This is a genomic window from Algibacillus agarilyticus (genome assembly GCF_003286125.1).
GTDB classification, from domain to species: domain Bacteria; phylum Pseudomonadota; class Gammaproteobacteria; order Enterobacterales; family Alteromonadaceae; genus Algibacillus; species Algibacillus agarilyticus.
The window spans coordinates 405,148-421,187 of sequence record NZ_QMED01000001.1 but is presented as its reverse complement, the minus strand read 5'-3'; the positions used below and the strand labels follow the sequence as shown (position 1 = coordinate 421,187).

General features: G+C 38.7%; 15 protein-coding genes. 12 read left to right on the top strand and 3 right to left on the bottom strand.

Annotated features, from left to right (window positions below; translation table 11 throughout):
* Window positions 1–2 precede the first annotated feature (2 nt).
* The 9 genes from pilW (at window position 3) to DPX34_RS01890 (ending at window position 10,213) form a co-directional block, all read left to right on the top strand.
* Complete coding sequence (pilW, locus tag DPX34_RS01930) at window positions 3–785, top strand: type IV pilus biogenesis/stability protein PilW (protein ID WP_111976710.1); 783 nt, start codon at window positions 3–5, stop codon at window positions 783–785.
* Window positions 785–1,765 carry a RodZ domain-containing protein gene (locus DPX34_RS01925; RefSeq protein ID WP_111976709.1) on the top strand — a complete coding sequence of 327 codons (981 nt, stop codon included), beginning with the start codon at window positions 785–787 and terminating at the stop codon, window positions 1,763–1,765. Before pilW ends, DPX34_RS01925 begins: the two co-directional genes overlap by 1 nt.
* Before the next feature lie 6 nt (window positions 1,766–1,771).
* Window positions 1,772–2,896 (top strand): flavodoxin-dependent (E)-4-hydroxy-3-methylbut-2-enyl-diphosphate synthase, encoded by a 1,125-nt coding sequence (ispG, locus tag DPX34_RS01920; RefSeq protein ID WP_111976708.1) that lies wholly within the window; start codon window positions 1,772–1,774, stop codon window positions 2,894–2,896.
* 61 nt (window positions 2,897–2,957) lie between these two features.
* Window positions 2,958–4,238, top strand: a complete 1,281-nt coding sequence (hisS, locus tag DPX34_RS01915) for a histidine--tRNA ligase (RefSeq protein WP_111976707.1) — start codon at window positions 2,958–2,960, stop codon at window positions 4,236–4,238.
* 3 nt (window positions 4,239–4,241) lie between these two features.
* Window positions 4,242–4,865: a YfgM family protein gene (locus DPX34_RS01910; RefSeq protein ID WP_111976706.1), complete on the top strand. Its 624-nt coding sequence runs from the start codon at window positions 4,242–4,244 to the stop codon at window positions 4,863–4,865.
* A 1-nt stretch (window position 4,866) separates the two neighbouring features.
* Complete coding sequence (gene bamB / locus DPX34_RS01905; protein WP_111976705.1) at window positions 4,867–6,153, top strand: outer membrane protein assembly factor BamB; 1,287 nt, start codon at window positions 4,867–4,869, stop codon at window positions 6,151–6,153.
* Between the two features lie 211 nt (window positions 6,154–6,364).
* A complete protein-coding gene (locus tag DPX34_RS01900; RefSeq protein ID WP_111976704.1) occupies window positions 6,365–7,357 on the top strand; it encodes a hypothetical protein in 993 nt (330 codons plus the stop codon).
* 222 nt (window positions 7,358–7,579) lie between these two features.
* Window positions 7,580–9,097 (top strand): ribosome biogenesis GTPase Der, encoded by a 1,518-nt coding sequence (gene der / locus DPX34_RS01895; RefSeq protein WP_111976703.1) that lies wholly within the window; start codon window positions 7,580–7,582, stop codon window positions 9,095–9,097.
* A 222-nt stretch (window positions 9,098–9,319) separates the two neighbouring features.
* On the top strand, window positions 9,320–10,213 hold the full coding sequence (locus DPX34_RS01890) for a diguanylate cyclase (RefSeq protein WP_111976702.1): 894 nt from the start codon (window positions 9,320–9,322) through the stop codon (window positions 10,211–10,213).
* A 268-nt stretch (window positions 10,214–10,481) separates the two neighbouring features.
* Here the strand turns inward: DPX34_RS01890 and cysS are convergent, their stop codons facing one another.
* The gene (gene cysS / locus DPX34_RS01885; RefSeq protein WP_111976701.1) at window positions 10,482–11,867 is read right to left on the bottom strand and encodes a cysteine--tRNA ligase; all 1,386 of its coding nucleotides are present in this window, start codon (window positions 11,865–11,867) and stop codon (window positions 10,482–10,484) included.
* A 167-nt stretch (window positions 11,868–12,034) separates the two neighbouring features.
* On the opposite strand from cysS, the gene DPX34_RS01880 reads away from it, so the two are divergent.
* Window positions 12,035–12,529 carry a peptidylprolyl isomerase gene (locus DPX34_RS01880; RefSeq protein ID WP_111976746.1) on the top strand — a complete coding sequence of 165 codons (495 nt, stop codon included), beginning with the start codon at window positions 12,035–12,037 and terminating at the stop codon, window positions 12,527–12,529.
* A gap of 499 nt (window positions 12,530–13,028) precedes the next feature.
* Window positions 13,029–13,760: a UDP-2,3-diacylglucosamine diphosphatase gene (locus tag DPX34_RS01875; protein WP_111976700.1), complete on the top strand. Its 732-nt coding sequence runs from the start codon at window positions 13,029–13,031 to the stop codon at window positions 13,758–13,760.
* Between the two features lie 18 nt (window positions 13,761–13,778).
* Here DPX34_RS01875 and DPX34_RS01870 read toward each other — a convergent pair whose 3' ends face one another.
* Both DPX34_RS01870 and nadE read right to left on the bottom strand, forming a co-directional pair.
* Window positions 13,779–14,294, bottom strand: coding sequence for a GspH/FimT family protein (locus DPX34_RS01870; protein WP_157964588.1), 516 nt, complete (start codon window positions 14,292–14,294; stop codon window positions 13,779–13,781).
* Window positions 14,295–14,551: 257 nt separating this feature from the next.
* Window positions 14,552–15,382, bottom strand: coding sequence for an NAD(+) synthase (gene nadE / locus DPX34_RS01865; RefSeq protein WP_111976698.1), 831 nt, complete (start codon window positions 15,380–15,382; stop codon window positions 14,552–14,554).
* A gap of 204 nt (window positions 15,383–15,586) precedes the next feature.
* Here nadE and DPX34_RS01860 point away from each other — a divergent pair, with 204 nt between their 5' ends.
* Window positions 15,587–15,925 carry a P-II family nitrogen regulator gene (locus tag DPX34_RS01860; RefSeq protein WP_111976697.1) on the top strand — a complete coding sequence of 113 codons (339 nt, stop codon included), beginning with the start codon at window positions 15,587–15,589 and terminating at the stop codon, window positions 15,923–15,925.
* Window positions 15,926–16,040 lie beyond the last annotated feature (115 nt).

The following is a 16,040-nucleotide window of genomic DNA, read 5'->3' as shown; positions in this document are numbered from 1 at the left end:
AAATGATGAGAATTTTATCCGTTTTATTAATTTTATTTTGCCTACAAAACTTAGTTGCTTGTGTTACTGAAACAACTTATGCGGAGTCGGGTGAACGTGTTATTAAACGTGAAACAAAACCCAGTGAAATTGCGCATAATCGAGTGGCTTTAGGCTTACGTTATCTAAAAGCGGGTAATTATTCACAGGCTAAATATAATTTAGATTTAGCCTTGCAACATCAGCCCGAAATGCCAGAAGTTCACTATAGTTTAGCTTATTACTACCAGGTTGTTAATGAATTTGATAATGCCGATAAAGCCTATTTAAGAGTGCTAGAAATAGACCCGACAAATGGCGACGCATTAAATAACTATGGTGCATTTCTTTGTCAAAACCAGAAAATTGAACAAGCTGAAATCTATTTTCTAAAAGCCTTAGAGCAAGATGCCTATATCAGAGAGTCACAAACGTATCTTAATTTAGGTGTTTGCATGCTCGAAAATAACAAACGGGATAAAGCACTGGTTTATCTTGCTCGTGCATTAGATCACGACCCGTATAACGGTAAAGCATTACTCGAGTTAGCTGAGTTATCAATGTCAACTTCTGAATATGAGCAAGCTCGAAACTATATAAAACGTTATGAAAAGTCCAGCCGTTTAACACCTCGTAGCTTATGGTTAGGTTTTCAAATTGAAAGCAAGTTGAACGATGATTTAGCCGCTGAGAAATACGGTAAAACATTGGTTCGATACCATCCTAACTCTTCTCAAACCAAAGCCTATATTGAATTAACTCGCTAATGACTGAATTAAATGTAGATGTACCCACTGAAACAACCGAAGCCATTCCTACACCAGGAGAGATGTTGCGTGAGTTACGGGAAATGCAGAAGCTGTCTCATAAGGATGTAGCGGATAGTCTTAATTTACGCCCCGATATTATCGAAAAATTAGAACTCAACTTATTTGATGAAATAGGCTCTCCTTTATTTGTTCGTGGTTATTTAAAATCTTGTGCCCGATTATATGGTGTCGATGAGCAAAGTGTTATTGTACTTTACAACACATTAACGGGCGCACCTAAACAGGCTCCTGTTAAAATGACGAGCTTTTCTCGTCGGACTAAGCGCGAAGCGCATGATAATAGATTAATGCTAGCAACCTACGTTATTGTTGGTATTTTTATTATCTTTGTTGTTATGTGGTGGTGGCAACGAGATAACTTCTCTGAAGCGATCACATCAAATATTGATGATTTATCTATTGCGATTAGTGAGGCGACTGATCCCGATAATATGGATGATGAATCGACTACGCCTCGCATTGAGTTAACGAAGAGTGTAATCGTCAATAATGAGCGCTCAGAAGAGCCGGATGAGTCATTTAATAATGAGCAAAATAATGAACTTATAAGCTCGCCTTCTGATATTCAAGCTTCAGTGCCTGAAGAAAACGTGACACAAGTGCTTAAGCAAACGATAACACCAGACGATACGCCTTCAAAAAATAATACGCCAAATGTTAAAACTGATAGTGAATTAGTCTTAACGTTTTCAGACGATTGTTGGTTAATCATTACTGATGGTGATGGCAATGAAGTCGCAAATGGCGTTAAGAAAAAAGGTTATACTATGCCGATTAAGGGTAAATCACCTTTTAGCTTTGTTTTGGGTGCACCCGCTAATGTTAATATTAATTTTGAGGGTAAAGATATAGACATGACGCCTTTTATTAAATTGGGGCATGTTGCGCGATTTTCTTTACCGATGACAGAAGAGTAAATAAGCATGTTTCATGAATCGCCCATCAAACGAAAATTGACTAAAAAAATTTGGGTTGGCAAGGTTGCAGTCGGCGGCGATGCTCCTATTTCAGTACAGTCAATGACAAATACTGAAACAACCGACGTTGACGCAACTGTTGCACAAATTCAACAGATAGCTGACGCTGGTGCTGATATCGTCCGCGTTTCTGTTCCGACTATGGAAGCTGCGGAAGCGTTTAAAATCATCAAACAACGTGTTGATGTGCCGCTAGTCACTGATATTCACTTTGATTACCGCATCGCTTTAAAAGTCGCTGAGTATGGTGCTGATTGCTTACGCATTAACCCCGGGAATATTGGTAATGAACAGCGTATTAGAGCGGTTGTTGATTGTGCTCGCGATAAAAATATCCCTATCAGGATTGGTGTGAATGGCGGATCATTAGAGCGAGATATCCAAGAAAAATACGGTGAACCCACAGCAGAGGCTTTACTTGAATCCGCAATGCGTCATGTGGATATATTAGACCGCCTTAACTTTGATCAATTTAAAGTTAGCGTTAAAGCATCAGATGTATTTTTAGCTGTTGGAGCTTATCGTTTATTATCAAAACAAATTGATAATCCATTGCACTTAGGTATTACTGAAGCTGGTGGTGCGAGAGCTGGGGCGGTGAAATCAGCCATTGGCTTAGGTATGTTACTTAATGATGGTATTGGCGATACCTTGCGCGTTTCTTTGGCAGCCGACCCTGTTCAAGAAGTTAAAATTGGTTTTGATATCCTCAAGTCATTGCGTATTCGTTCACGTGGCATCAATTTTATTGCGTGCCCGAGTTGTTCACGCCAAGAATTTGATGTTATCAGCACAATGAATGCGTTGGAAGAGCGATTAGAAGATATTGTTACGCCTATGTCCGTCTCGGTTATTGGTTGTGTCGTCAACGGACCTGGCGAAGCGTTAGCTAGTGATATTGGCCTCGCCGGTGCTAAAGGGCACAGTGGTTTTTACCTGGGCGGTGAAAGGCAGAAAGAACGAATTGATAATACCAATATAGTCGATACACTTGAGCGACATATTCGCGCTAAAGCTAATATCTTAGATGAAAGTAAACGAATAGATGTGGCTGATTTAAGCCAATCTTAAAGATTATTAAATAAAATGTACTTTTAGTTAAATAAAGTACGCATAACAAGAGTTAATTTCTGTGTCAAAAAATATACAAGCCATCCGAGGCATGAATGACTGTTTGCCATCGCAAACACCCGTCTGGCAAAAAGTCGAATCTGTTTTACGTAAAGTGGTTGCGAGCTATGGCTATAGTGAAATACGTATGCCGATTGTTGAATCAACCGAATTGTTTAAGCGGTCTATCGGTGAAGTCACTGATATCGTTGAAAAAGAAATGTATACCTTCGACGATCGTAACGGTGATAGCTTAACCTTGCGTCCTGAAGGTACGGCAAGTTGTGTGCGTGCAGGTAATCAACATGGTCTTATCTATAACCAAATTCAGCGATTATGGTATATGGGACCGATGTTTCGTCATGAGCGCCCACAAAAAGGTCGTTACCGCCAATTTCACCAATTTGGTGTTGAAACATTTGGCTTAAATGGCCCCGATATTGATGCTGAAGTGATTGCGATGACTGCACGTTTTTGGCGTGAATTTGGTATTGCAGATAAAGTGACTCTTGAATTAAACTCGCTGGGTTCAAGTGAAGATCGCGCAGCGCATCGAGAAGCCTTAGTTGCGTTTTTACAAGCGAATACAGACAAATTAGATGACGATTGCTTGCGACGTATGGAAACTAACCCTCTGCGTGTATTGGACAGTAAAAATCCAGAAGTACAGGCAATGTTAGCGGGCGCCCCACGCTTACCAGATTACTTAAGTGAAGAATCAGAACAACATTTTTCACAATTATGTGAACGTTTAGACGTTTTAGGTATCCAATACCGAGTAAATGAACGCTTAGTGCGTGGATTAGACTATTACAATCGTACTGTTTTTGAATGGGTAACGGATTGTTTAGGCTCACAAGGTACCGTTTGTGCTGGTGGTCGTTATGATGGCTTAGTCGCTGAATTAGGTGGCAAAGGTTCACCTGCGGTTGGCTTTGCCATGGGATTAGAGCGTTTAGTGCTTATTCTTGAAACGTTAGGGTTAACTGAAGATATTCGTGGTGCCGTTGACGCATATGTTATTGTGCAAGGTGATAGTGCGTTATTAAAAGCCCCTGTGATAGTGGAGCAAATTCGAAATGCTTTACCTGATTGTCGAATTCAATTAAATTGCGGCGGTGGTAACTTTAAAAAGCAATTTAAAAAAGCGGACCAAAGTGGTGCAGAATTAGCCATTATTATTGGTGATGATGAAGTACAAAATAATCAAGTCACATTAAAATATTTACGTACTCAACAAGAACAAACAACAATTTCAATAGACTCTGTCACGGCAGAGCTAGAAAATGCACTCCAGAGGTAGAAAATGGAAACTTACACAACTGAAGAACAACAAGTAGAAGCAATTAAACGATTTTGGCGTGAAAATGGTATTTCCATTGTCGTCGGTGTTGTCGCGGGTTTAGCGGGTGTTGGTGGATACAATTATTACCAAGAAGAAACCGTTAAAGCACAAGAAGCACAATCTGTTGCTTATAATGAAGTCGTTGAATCTATTTCACCTGAAAAAGCAGAATCATTTATTAAGGCTAATAGTGACTCAGGTTATGCTGAACTCGCTGCGTTAATGCTTGCTAAAACATTTGCCGAAGAATCTGAATATGCAAAAGCCGAAAAGCAATTAGCTTGGGTTGTTGCTAACGCGGATAAAGTCGAAATTAAAGCACTGGCTAATTACCGTTTGGCGAGAGTGCTTGTTGCTCAAGATAAAAGTGATGACGCTTTAGCGATCACTAATCAAACTTTTCCGGCCGCTTTTGAAGCGCGAGTTGATGAGTTAAAAGGTGATATCTACTTACAGAAAGGCGAAAATGATAAAGCACGTGATGCTTATCAAGCGGCAGCTGATAATGGCGGCCTTAACGGTAACCCTGTGTTACAAATGAAATTAGATGACTTAGCGGTTAACTCTCAATTGGTTGCTTCGTAATATGATAAAACATTGCGGTTTGAAGCCATTATTACTGATTTCAGCTATTGTACTCGGTGTACAAGGCTGTGCTAGTAATGATGATATAGCGGATCTGCCGGCACCTTTGCCGGTTTTATCGGCGCCATTGCCTTTAACTGAGCAATGGGATTTTAGCGTTTCTTCGGGTATTGACTCTTTTTATTCATCGTTATCGCCTACGGTTGCTTACGATAAAGTGTTTGTCGCTTCTCGTAGCGGCGATATTTATGCATTAGATAAATCAACGGGTGAACAAGTATGGCGTGCCGATGTGCGCAAAGTGCCTAATTCGTTTTGGCAGATATTTGGTTTTGATGATGAAAAAATTGCGCGTGTTGCGGGCGGCCTAGTTGCCTCTTACGACCATGTTTATTTGGGTACGGAAGACGGTGAAGTTATCGGGTTAAACCAAGCCACAGGTGAAATTGCTTGGCGTGTAAAAGTAAAAGGTGAAGTGGTTTCTTCACCTGTTGCTGAAGCGGGGAAGGTTTACGTTCATACAACGGCAGGTCATATATTTGCGCTTGACGCACAAACCGGCGAGCAAAAATGGCATACTGAATCTGAAGTCCCTGTCTTAACCTTACGCGGCTCTTCTGCTCCGGTTTTTGCTAATGGCGGGATTATGGTTGGTGGTGCTAACGGTAAGTTATCGGTTTATTTAGCTGAAACCGGTCAATTAGCTTGGGAAGAAATTGTCGCCACCCCTTCAGGATCAACTGAACTTGAACGTGTTGTTGATATTGATTCGACACCACTGGTTATTGGTCGTTTGATTTATAGTTTGTCGTATGGCGGTACTTTGACTGCAATGGATTATCGTAATGGTAGCATTGTATGGAAACGTGAGTATGCAGGCTACGTTAATATGACGACTCTAGGCAATGACCTGTATATAGTTGATAAAAAAAGTAATATTTTAGCTGTCGATCGCCGCAATGGTGTCGAGAAATGGAGTAGTGCCGAGCTTATTAATCGTCAATTAACGGCACCTATTATTCATGATGGTCGAATCGCAGTTGGCGATTTTGAAGGCTATGTGCATTGGTTAAACACTGAAACGGGGGCAATTGAAGCGCAATTATTAATTGATCGTGAAGGCTTGTACAGTCCTGGTGTTATTGATGATAAAACGCTTATTGTTCAAGCAAGCTCAGGTGAGATATCAGCGGTGGCTTTTGACGAAAATGCATCAAGTAAACCAATGAATCAAACAACGGGTTTTGTTGCGCCGGAACGCTATATTTTTGAGAGTCGATCTTTTTAGTACTCATATATTCGGTAAGTCACTGCAAAACGCATTACTTACCGTTTATTTATAAATATTTCATATTTCCTCTATTTACTTTTTAGCTTAACTTCTCGCTCGCTATTTCATCCCATTTTGCATAATATAACTCGATAATTGATTGATATTTAACCCTTTTTATAAATGGTTAATCATTGTTATTGTTACTGTTAAAGTTTAAGGGATTTTTATGTTTACACGTTTCACCGCGATCACAACTTTGGGTTTATCTTGCCTTGCTGTTTCAAGTGTCGCGATTGCTGACTCCTCAACGCAAAAGTCAGCTCAAAACAAGAAGAAAGAAATTAATTATAGTGTTATTTCTATTGGTTTTGAGCAGGTTAGTTATCAAGAATCGATTACCAATTTTTTAGGGGGAATTCAAGAAAGTGAAAATTTAAAAACCAAAACAAGCGTGATGAACCCGATGCATCGTTCTAAGTCATACAGTACACTTTCAGATGATTGGGGTGTTTATATTGGAACCTCATCAACTTTGATTCAAAATGTAGAAAAAGAAGACTGGAAATTGGGATCGTTTGGCTCGATCCAAGAAAATGATTTTAAAGTTAGTTCTTCAGAGCTTGAAATCAAAGCGGCATACCAGTTGTACCCTGGTGGACAATTTATCATTGGGACGATGTTTAATACCTATGATTACAGCCGTTATCATTTAAAAGAGAGCACCGGCTCTGCACCGTTAAATAAAGTATTAAAAGATTTTATCCGTCAAAAACATACCGAACTTGGTGACTCGCCTGAAGTCATTGAAGCAGAAGTCGCAAAAGCAGGCTTAAAAATAGTGACGGGCGCGATTACAGAATCAAGCGATAATATTGAGATTGGTGTTGGTTATGCCTATGACAGTGAATTTGCACAAAATGGCAATTGGCATTGGTATGCGGGGGCTGAAATTTCTGTACCGCTTTATTATCGAGTGATCAATTCGTCAAGTGAAGGTAATGAGCATACTGGCAGCGTGTCAGAGGGCTTTGGCTTGCATACTTATGCGGGTACTCGTTATTTGTTTACTGAAAACGTCTCATTTGATTTAGGTTTACGTGGTATTTATAAAAAACGCGATCAGCTTGAAAAAACGTTGGATAATGGCGGTACACAAACGTTACCAGATATTACTTATCAAAGCATGCAATATTTTATCGGTTTAAATTGGCGACATTAAGCCTCGATAATGACTGTTAAAATTAATTAAATAATGCCAGCAAATGCTGGTGTTTTTATATTTTAAATCGCTTGATATGTGACATACACCCAAGTCACTTGAGCATATGTCAATCACTTGGGTATATCAGTAGGTTAAATGCTGTGCTATAATTTGCGCCCATTTTTTGGCTGAGTTATTGCTTGCTCCGCTCGTTTTTATTTGTTCGTTTTTGAGGTAGTCATGGTTCCTGTTGTTGCGCTGGTTGGTCGTCCTAATGTTGGAAAATCGACACTATTTAATCGCTTGACCCGCAGCCGCGATGCATTAGTGGCTAACTTCCCTGGTTTAACGCGGGATCGTAAATACGGTCAAGCGGCTCATAATGGTTATAATTTCATTGTTATTGATACTGGCGGTATTACCGGTGATGAAGAAGGCATTGATGCCAAAATGGCTGAGCAATCGTTACTGGCGATTGAAGAAGCTGATGTTGTTTTATTTCTTGTTGATGCCCGAGCGGGTGTCACGGCAGATGACACGGCGTTGGCTAATCATTTACGCCGTCTTGATAAGCAAGTTAACTTAGTTGTTAATAAAACAGATGGTATTGATGCCGATTCTTACACAGCTGAATTTTATACCTTAGCTTTAGGCGATTGCCATCAAATTGCCGCGGCACATGGCCGAGGCGTTACTTCGTTAATTGAAACTGTTTTATCTCCTTTATCTGATAATTTTCCTGACATGGTTATTGAAGAGAAGGAAGAATTTGACGAGTTTGGTGAGTTGTTGGTTCAACCTGAAGATGAAAAAAGTAATGCTGAAGAGTATGCTAATTTAAGTGAAGAAGAAAAAGCACACGCGGTATTAACTAAACGCGCAATAAAGTTTGCTATTGTTGGCCGACCTAACGTGGGCAAATCGACTTTAACCAACCGTATGTTGGGCGAAGATCGCGTTATCGTATTTGATATGCCTGGTACAACGCGTGACAGTATTTATATCCCGATGGAACGCGCAGGTAAAGAATACATAATCATTGATACGGCAGGTGTCAGAAAACGTAAAAAAGTTAATGAAACAATCGAAAAGTTTTCGGTTATTAAAACCCTAAAAGCAATTGAAGATGCACATGTGGTTTTAATTGTGATTGATGCACGTGAAAATATAAGTGATCAAGATCTTAGCTTAATTGGTTTTGCATTAAATGCGGGCCGCTCTATTGTTGTCGCTGTTAATAAATGGGACGGCTTAGATAATGATATTAAAGAAAGAATTAAATCAGAAATTGATCGCCGATTAGGCTTTATTGATTTTGCCCGGTTACATTTTATCTCGGCATTACACGGTACCGGCGTGGGGCACTTATATGAATCAATTGATGAAGGCTACTTGTCTGCGAATAAAAAATTAACCACATCACTGGTGACTCGTATCATGAAAATGGCCGTAGATGATCATCAGCCACCGATGGTTAAAGGCCGAAGAGTTAAACTTAAATATGCACATGCGGGTGGCCATAACCCGCCGATAGTGGTAATTCATGGAACGCAAGTTACAGATTTACCTGATTCTTATAAGCGTTATTTAATGAATTACTACCGTAAAGCGCTTGAAATGATGGGTACACCGATAAGGATAGAGTTTAAAGAAGGTGATAACCCATTTGCAGATAAATCAAATAAAATGACGTTAAGTGAAGCGCGTAAACGTAAGCGTTTAGTTAAATTTCATGAAAATAAAAATAGAGATAAATAACATTATTTGCTTTATTTAGCCTGATATAAATATAAGCATAAGAAGCCACTTTACCGTGGCTTTTTTGATCTTAATATTAAGCTTGCGACTAAATACAAAACATCAACTATAATGACTATTGTTTAAGTTGCTCGCAAGTGTATTGCGCTTGTGACTTTTTTGAATTAATCGCTCGTATTCCCTAATAGACGGTTTGCCCATATCACATTTCAGAGGTTTAAGTTGTCAAAAAATATAAAGCTAGCTTGGTTTTTATCTTTTAATTTATTAAGTTTCAGTGTGCTTTGTTGTGAACTTTCGGTTTCATTACCTAAAATTGAATCCAGTAAAGATCAACTTATTGTCTCTTTATTTAAGCTTTCAATTGGTAAAGTTATTGATAGTACCTGTATAACAAGCATTAATGAAATTATTACAGATGGGCGTAAAACTCGCTATATTGATAATAATTTGATCAGCGTTGTGTGGGCGAGTGCATCTTCTATTGCTGAGCGTGATCTTCAAGCAATCAAAATTCCAATCTTCAAAGGCTTGTTGGGTTATCGAATTTTTGTGATTAATGAACGTGATCAACCTATTTTTGATCAAGTTGAAACGCTTCAAGATTTGCAAAAGTTTACAGCAGGGCAGGGGTTGTTTTGGGGGGACACTAAAGTATTAAGGGCTGCGGGTATTAATGTTATTACGTCTTCTCAGGGGCGTCGGCTTTGGCAGATGCTTAATTTAAAGCGTTTTGATTTTATGCCTTTGGCTGTTCATGAACCCTGGAAAGACTTATCTCAACGGCAAGAACTTGAATTGGCTGTTGAGAAAAATTTAATGTTGGTTTATCCATCTGCGTTTTACTTTTATGTGAGTCACAAAAATAAGGCCTTGTATGAAGCGTTAATTGAAGGTATGACATTAGCTTTAAAAGACGGTAGTTACGATGAGCTTTTATATCATTCAGATATGATCCAATCTGTAATTAAATACGCTAATTTTGAAAAACGGAAAATAATCCGTGTTGAAAACCCTTATTTCTCTCCAGGCCTACAAGCGTTAACACCAAAAGATGAATTAGTTGCAACAACCGATCTAATCGACTTTTTGACTAAAAAACCAGAAAACAGATAAGTAATACCAATCCGTAATAATAACTGAGAGATCACTTATTTATATTAATTGGTCTAAAGCATATCGTTAACAAGCATTAATCCGCATTTACGCTCAACCTAATGATCAGCCTAAAACAATTTAGACTGATCATGTTTCTATAGTCAAAGCGATCGGGTTTTATGGGAAGCCGTCAAGCTTCGAGACCCCATGAGCATATGCTCTACTATGTGATTGGGGCGAGTAAGCGTTGACAATGAACCATAAAACCTGAGCGAGAAGACTATATCTATTTTTTACGCCACTGTGTGCCGTTAGCGCCATCTTCTAAAATGATGCCCATGCTGGTTAATTCAGCTCTTGCTTGATCTGCTAAAGCCCAATCTTTGGCTGCTCGTGCATCAATTCTTTGCTGAATTAATTTTTCAATGACTGCTACTTCGTCATTGTCACTGCCCGCTTGTAAAAAGGTTTCAGGTTTTTGCTGTAATAAACCAATAATGCTACCGAGCTGCTTCAAGGTAGATGCTAATTGCTGCGCTTTGGCTTGATCTGTCTGTTTAGCAATATTAAGTTCTCGTGCTAAATCAAATAAGACAGCAATGGCTTCGGGGGTGTTAAAATCATCATCCATCGCAGCACAAAAGCGCGTAACAAATGCATCATCTTTGGCGAGTTCTGTTTCATTATTAAGGTCTACATCGCGTAAAGCGGTGTAGATACGCTCGAGTGCGGTACGCGCTTGATCTAAATTATCGGTTGAATAATTAAGTTGGCTTCTATATTGGCCTGATGTTAAAAAGTAACGTGTGGTTTCAGCATCGTATTGCTTAAGCACTTCTCTTATCGTAAAGAAATTACCTAATGATTTAGACATTTTTTCTTGATCAACTTGGACCATGCCTGAATGCAACCAGTAGTTAACATAAGGTGTGTTTAATGCACAGCAGCTTTGTGCTATTTCATTTTCATGATGAGGAAATGATAAATCTGAGCCCCCGCCATGAATATCGAAATGAGCGCCTAATTCTTTAGCATTCATCGCTGAGCATTCAATATGCCAGCCTGGTCTGCCTAGACCCCAAGGTGATTGCCAGCTAGGCTCACTTGGTTTTGCCATTTTCCAAAGTACAAAGTCAAGCGGATTTCGCTTTGTGGTATCAACATCAACTCGCGAACCCGCTTGTAATTGTTCTAAATCTTGACCACTTAATTGACCGTAGTTATCAAAGCTACTCACATCAAAAAGCACGTCACCACTTTGGGCAACATAGGCGTGTTCTTTCTCAACTAAGGTGGCAACCATATCGATGATTTCGCTCATGTGCGTGGTTACACGAGGTTCAATATCAGGGCGTAATAAATTAAGTGAATCAAAATCTTGATGCATGTCAGCGATTGTACGTTCTGTTAATGCTTCACATGATTCTTGGTTTTCTAACGCGCGTTTAATTATTTTGTCGTCTACATCAGTAATGTTACGCACGTAACTCACGTCATAACCAATAAAACGTAAATAACGCACCATGTTATCAAACGCGATGTAAGTGCGAGCATGACCAATGTGACATAAGTCATATACAGTAACACCGCAGACATATAAACCTACTTTATTGGCATGAATAGGCTCAAATTTTTGTTTTTGACGGCTTAAGGTATTGTAAATATGCAACATATAAAAGTCTCTGCTTTAGCTAATTTTAATCGCCGCGAGTATAACAATTCACAAAACTTACGTCATGGCCTTTCTAAGGCCTTAATATGTTTTTTCTGGCTGTGGCATACAATTTTAATGGTTTTGGGTATAGAATAACGGCCTTAAATTTAATACGGATTATAACGATGATTACTTTCTCTACTAATATGGGCGATATTCAAATTGAACTTGATTTTGATAATGCACCTGTTTCAGCTAAAAACTTCTTACAATATTGTCAAGAAGGCTATTATGAAGGCACTATTTTTCACCGTGTTATTAAAGGATTTATGATCCAAGGCGGTGGCATGGAAGTGGGCATGGCAGAAAAAACAACGCGTGACCCAATTAAAAATGAAGCTAACAACGGTTTAAAAAATGAAATCGGTACGTTGGCCATGGCTCGCACAATGGAACCTCATTCAGCGAGTGCGCAATTCTTTATTAATGTTGCTGATAATGCGTTCTTGAACTTCCGCTCTGAAACACAAGATGGCTGGGGTTACGCGGTATTTGGTAAAGTAACTGCAGGTTTAGATATCGTACAAAAAATGGAACAAGTTAAAACGGGTAACGCTGGTTATCATCAAGATGTTCCGGTTGAAGATATTATTGTTGAAAAAGTAACGGTAGCAGAATAACTATCAGCTCATTTTGAGCGTCACTTTTTATTATGTTTAAAGAGTAAGCTTAGTGCTTACTCTTTTTGTTTTGAATGTTTCATTTGGTCAATTAATGAATGTGTTTATGCTGTATTTTGTTTCATCCTGATACCCATTTCCATATTATTCATTAAAAAGCCCTCATAGAATTTAATACCAATTCATATTAATAAGTGATCTCTCAAAATGCATCCAGCGGTTTTTGAACAAGGCGTCGGTGTACTTCAGGCATCCTGCCTTTCGCTAAAGCCAGCAAAGCTGTTCAAAAATGTTCCAGACATTTTTGTGTAGGAATGGTCAAATACCGATAACGCAGGTCAAAAGCCGCTGGGGCATTCCTTTCAGGCGAGTTTTAAATACGCTTACTCTGTGTTGCTCGAACTCAAAAGAGCACCGCTATTCTTTCATTCAAGCGCCTTGATTAAGCGCATTTAAACGCTCGCTGAGTGGGCAATTATTATTACGGATTGGTATAACTATGTCTTACTATTTTATTTCTGATCTGCATTTATCAGAAAACCGTCCAGACATCACGGCAATGTTTGTTGATTTTTTAACCTCGCTTAACCCGAAAACCGATACCTTATATATTTTAGGCGACTTTTTTGATTACTGGATTGGTGATGATGACCCTTCAACTTGGTTGCTCCCGATTAAACAAGCTTTGAAAAAGGTGTCTGATGACGGTATTGCGATTTATTTTATGGTGGGTAATCGCGACTTTGCGATTGGCAAACGTTTTTGTAAAGCTTGTGGCATGACGTTATTAAGCGATCCGAGTATTGTTAAGTTATATCAGCAACGGATATTACTCATGCATGGTGACATTTTGTGTACTGATGATGTGAGTTATCAAAAGTTTAGACGGATCATTCGCAATCCGATTGTTTTATTTGTTTTACGACACCTGCCTTTGCGCACTCGCCATAAAATTGCGCAAAAATTACGTCAAGAAAGCCAACAAAAACAAAGTCAGGTTCAAATGTCTATTCTTGATGTTAATACGCAAGCGGTCGCTAAATGTATGGATGATTGGCAAGTCGATTTACTTATCCATGGTCACACCCATCGGCCTCGTATTCACAATCATGCTAGAGCGACCAATAGAGGAACTCGGATTGTGTTAGGGGATTGGTATGATCAAGGCAGTATTTTAGAGTTAGATGAAGATGGATATTCGCTCTTTGAATATAACAAAAATAAAGCTTAAATTATGCTGGATGATTAATTAAGCTTTAGCTCGGGGGACGCAGGATAAATCTGAATTTTTATCGTAGTAATTTTTTTCATCAATCCCATCGTGATCAATGTCTTGGCTTTTTCGTATTCTACCATTTAGGTTAATAATTAATGCCTTGGTATAATGCGCTGTTTTATCTTGATTATGGCAATATTGAAAAGTGCCACTGGCTGAATCAAGCATACCTGCACTATCAAATATTAGCACTTTCCCACCGGTGAATATTAATCGTCCTTCAAGGTTCTCTAATTGTGATTTTAGTAATAGCGTATCCGTTTTTTCATCATATTCATTTAATGGATATTTATCGATAAATATTGAATAGCCTTGTTGCCAATTGCCTTGGCATTTTTTAGCTGTGTTTAATGGGCAAAAAGTGATCCTGCTTTGTTGATTAATGGCGCTGTGGCGACTAAAGACGAGGTCTTTATGTAAGCGTTCCATAACGGCTTTTACATTATAGGTAAGCCTTAAATTTGTCATTGTTGGTGCTGTTAAGGTCATTAGGATAATCACTAATATCGCAACAATTAAAAACTCGAGTAAAGTAAAACCTTTGGTTATCATCCTAATAACTCATGTTAATCCATATACCTGTAACTGTAGCTTTATTTAACTTAAATTCTAGTTTTATTTTAAGGGGTAGTGGTTGGGCGTATAATGTGGGTTCAAGATAAGAAATTAGACGCTCATCACTAAAAGATAGAATAGGCAGATGATAAGCCTATTCTATCTTTTATGATTTATAGCCAGTTTAGCTATCAATCATAAATAGTTGGAATGGCTTGACGTTTATGTTCTGTTCGCTCAAATATAGTGATAAGTTTCGTCGCAATTTCAGGTGAAACTGGCTTACCTTCAAGAAAATCATCAATTTGATCATAGGTGATCCCGAGTGCGGCTTCATCTTCTTTTTGTGGCGCTAATTCTTCTAAATCGGCGGTTGGTGCTTTAAATACGAGTTTGTCTGGCGCGCCTAATGCTTGTGCTATTTCTCTTACTTGACGTTTGTTTAAGCCGAATAAAGGCGCTAAATCACAAGCACCGTCACCGTACTTAGTATAAAAACCGGTGATGTTTTCTGCGGAATGGTCGGTACCTAAAACGAGCCCGCCGACAAGGCCGGCAATTTCATATTGGATCACCATACGCGTGCGGGCTTTTACGTTACCTTTAACAAAGTCTATCGTCGTTTCAGATTCGGGCTTTAAACCGGCGCTTTGCATTTTAGCTAAGGTTTCAGCATGAATACTATCGGCCCCCGGTTTTACATTAACGGATAATGATTTTGAAGGTTGAATAAAGCTTAAGGCCATTTGTGCGTCATCTTCATCTGCTTGCACATCATAAGGTAATCTAACGGCAATAAATTGATACTCGCCTGTATTTTCTGTGTTGAGTTCATCAATGGCGAGTTGTGCTAAACGACCAAGCGTTGAAGAGTCGATGCCACCGCTAATACCTAACACTAAATTTTTTTGTTTAGCCGCTAGAAGTTGTGTTTTGATAAAACTCACTCGACGTGCAATTTCAAATTGGGTATCAATCTGCGGTTTAACTTTCATCTGTTCTACAATATATGCTTGATCCATCATGATTAACTATCTTCTGTTAGAGTAATTATTTTTAATAATATAGAATTTTTTGACGTTAAACGATAATAAGTTGACTATTATTGTTTATAAGCAATATAGACTGTTCTTATATTGAAAAATAACACTTTATTTTAACGCGTTATTAACGCATGCTAATGAAAATAATAATTCTTAAATTTTAGGCAATGGAGACGTAAAGGTATGAAATGTATAACTGCCATCATAAAACCGTTTAAACTTGATGATGTACGTGAAGCTTTGGGCGAGTTAGGTGTAACGGGCATGACAGTAACCGAAGTCAAAGGGTTTGGTCGTCAAAAAGGGCATACCGAATTATATCGTGGTGCTGAATATAATGTTGATTTTTTACCTAAAGTTAAATTAGAGATCATCATTGCAGACGACGATGTCGAGCGTAGTGTCGAAGCGATAATTAATGCGGCGAGTTCTGGCAAAATTGGTGACGGAAAAATATTTATCACACCAGTTGAACGTGCTATTCGGATCCGCACCGGCGAAGAAAACGACAGTGCTATATAGTTCTGTTTGCTAAAGGTAAAACGCGATACGTTTGTTACAGGTTTATTGTGTCTTACCTTTATTTTTTGCTGAACTAATAACTTTTTTAGTTCAGCAGCGTTATTTTGTTAATTTT

What these genes read in the sequence shown, in the direction of transcription:
- ispG (WP_111976708.1), top strand. Translation starts at nt 1,772, where the DNA reads ATGTTTCATGAATCGCCCATCAAACGAAAATTGACTAAAAAAATTTGG.
- bamB (WP_111976705.1), top strand. Translation starts at nt 4,867, where the DNA reads ATGATAAAACATTGCGGTTTGAAGCCATTATTACTGATTTCAGCTATT.
- DPX34_RS01860 (WP_111976697.1), top strand. Translation starts at nt 15,587, where the DNA reads ATGAAATGTATAACTGCCATCATAAAACCGTTTAAACTTGATGATGTA.
- DPX34_RS01875 (WP_111976700.1), top strand. Translation starts at nt 13,029, where the DNA reads ATGTCTTACTATTTTATTTCTGATCTGCATTTATCAGAAAACCGTCCA.
- pilW (WP_111976710.1), top strand. Translation starts at nt 3, where the DNA reads ATGATGAGAATTTTATCCGTTTTATTAATTTTATTTTGCCTACAAAAC.
- DPX34_RS01910 (WP_111976706.1), top strand. Translation starts at nt 4,242, where the DNA reads ATGGAAACTTACACAACTGAAGAACAACAAGTAGAAGCAATTAAACGA.
- DPX34_RS01900 (WP_111976704.1), top strand. Translation starts at nt 6,365, where the DNA reads ATGTTTACACGTTTCACCGCGATCACAACTTTGGGTTTATCTTGCCTT.
- nadE (WP_111976698.1), bottom strand. Translation starts at nt 15,382, where the DNA reads ATGGATCAAGCATATATTGTAGAACAGATGAAAGTTAAACCGCAGATT.
- der (WP_111976703.1), top strand. Translation starts at nt 7,580, where the DNA reads ATGGTTCCTGTTGTTGCGCTGGTTGGTCGTCCTAATGTTGGAAAATCG.
- DPX34_RS01880 (WP_111976746.1), top strand. Translation starts at nt 12,035, where the DNA reads ATGATTACTTTCTCTACTAATATGGGCGATATTCAAATTGAACTTGAT.
- DPX34_RS01925 (WP_111976709.1), top strand. Translation starts at nt 785, where the DNA reads ATGACTGAATTAAATGTAGATGTACCCACTGAAACAACCGAAGCCATT.
- DPX34_RS01870 (WP_157964588.1), bottom strand. Translation starts at nt 14,294, where the DNA reads ATGACCTTAACAGCACCAACAATGACAAATTTAAGGCTTACCTATAAT.
- cysS (WP_111976701.1), bottom strand. Translation starts at nt 11,867, where the DNA reads ATGTTGCATATTTACAATACCTTAAGCCGTCAAAAACAAAAATTTGAG.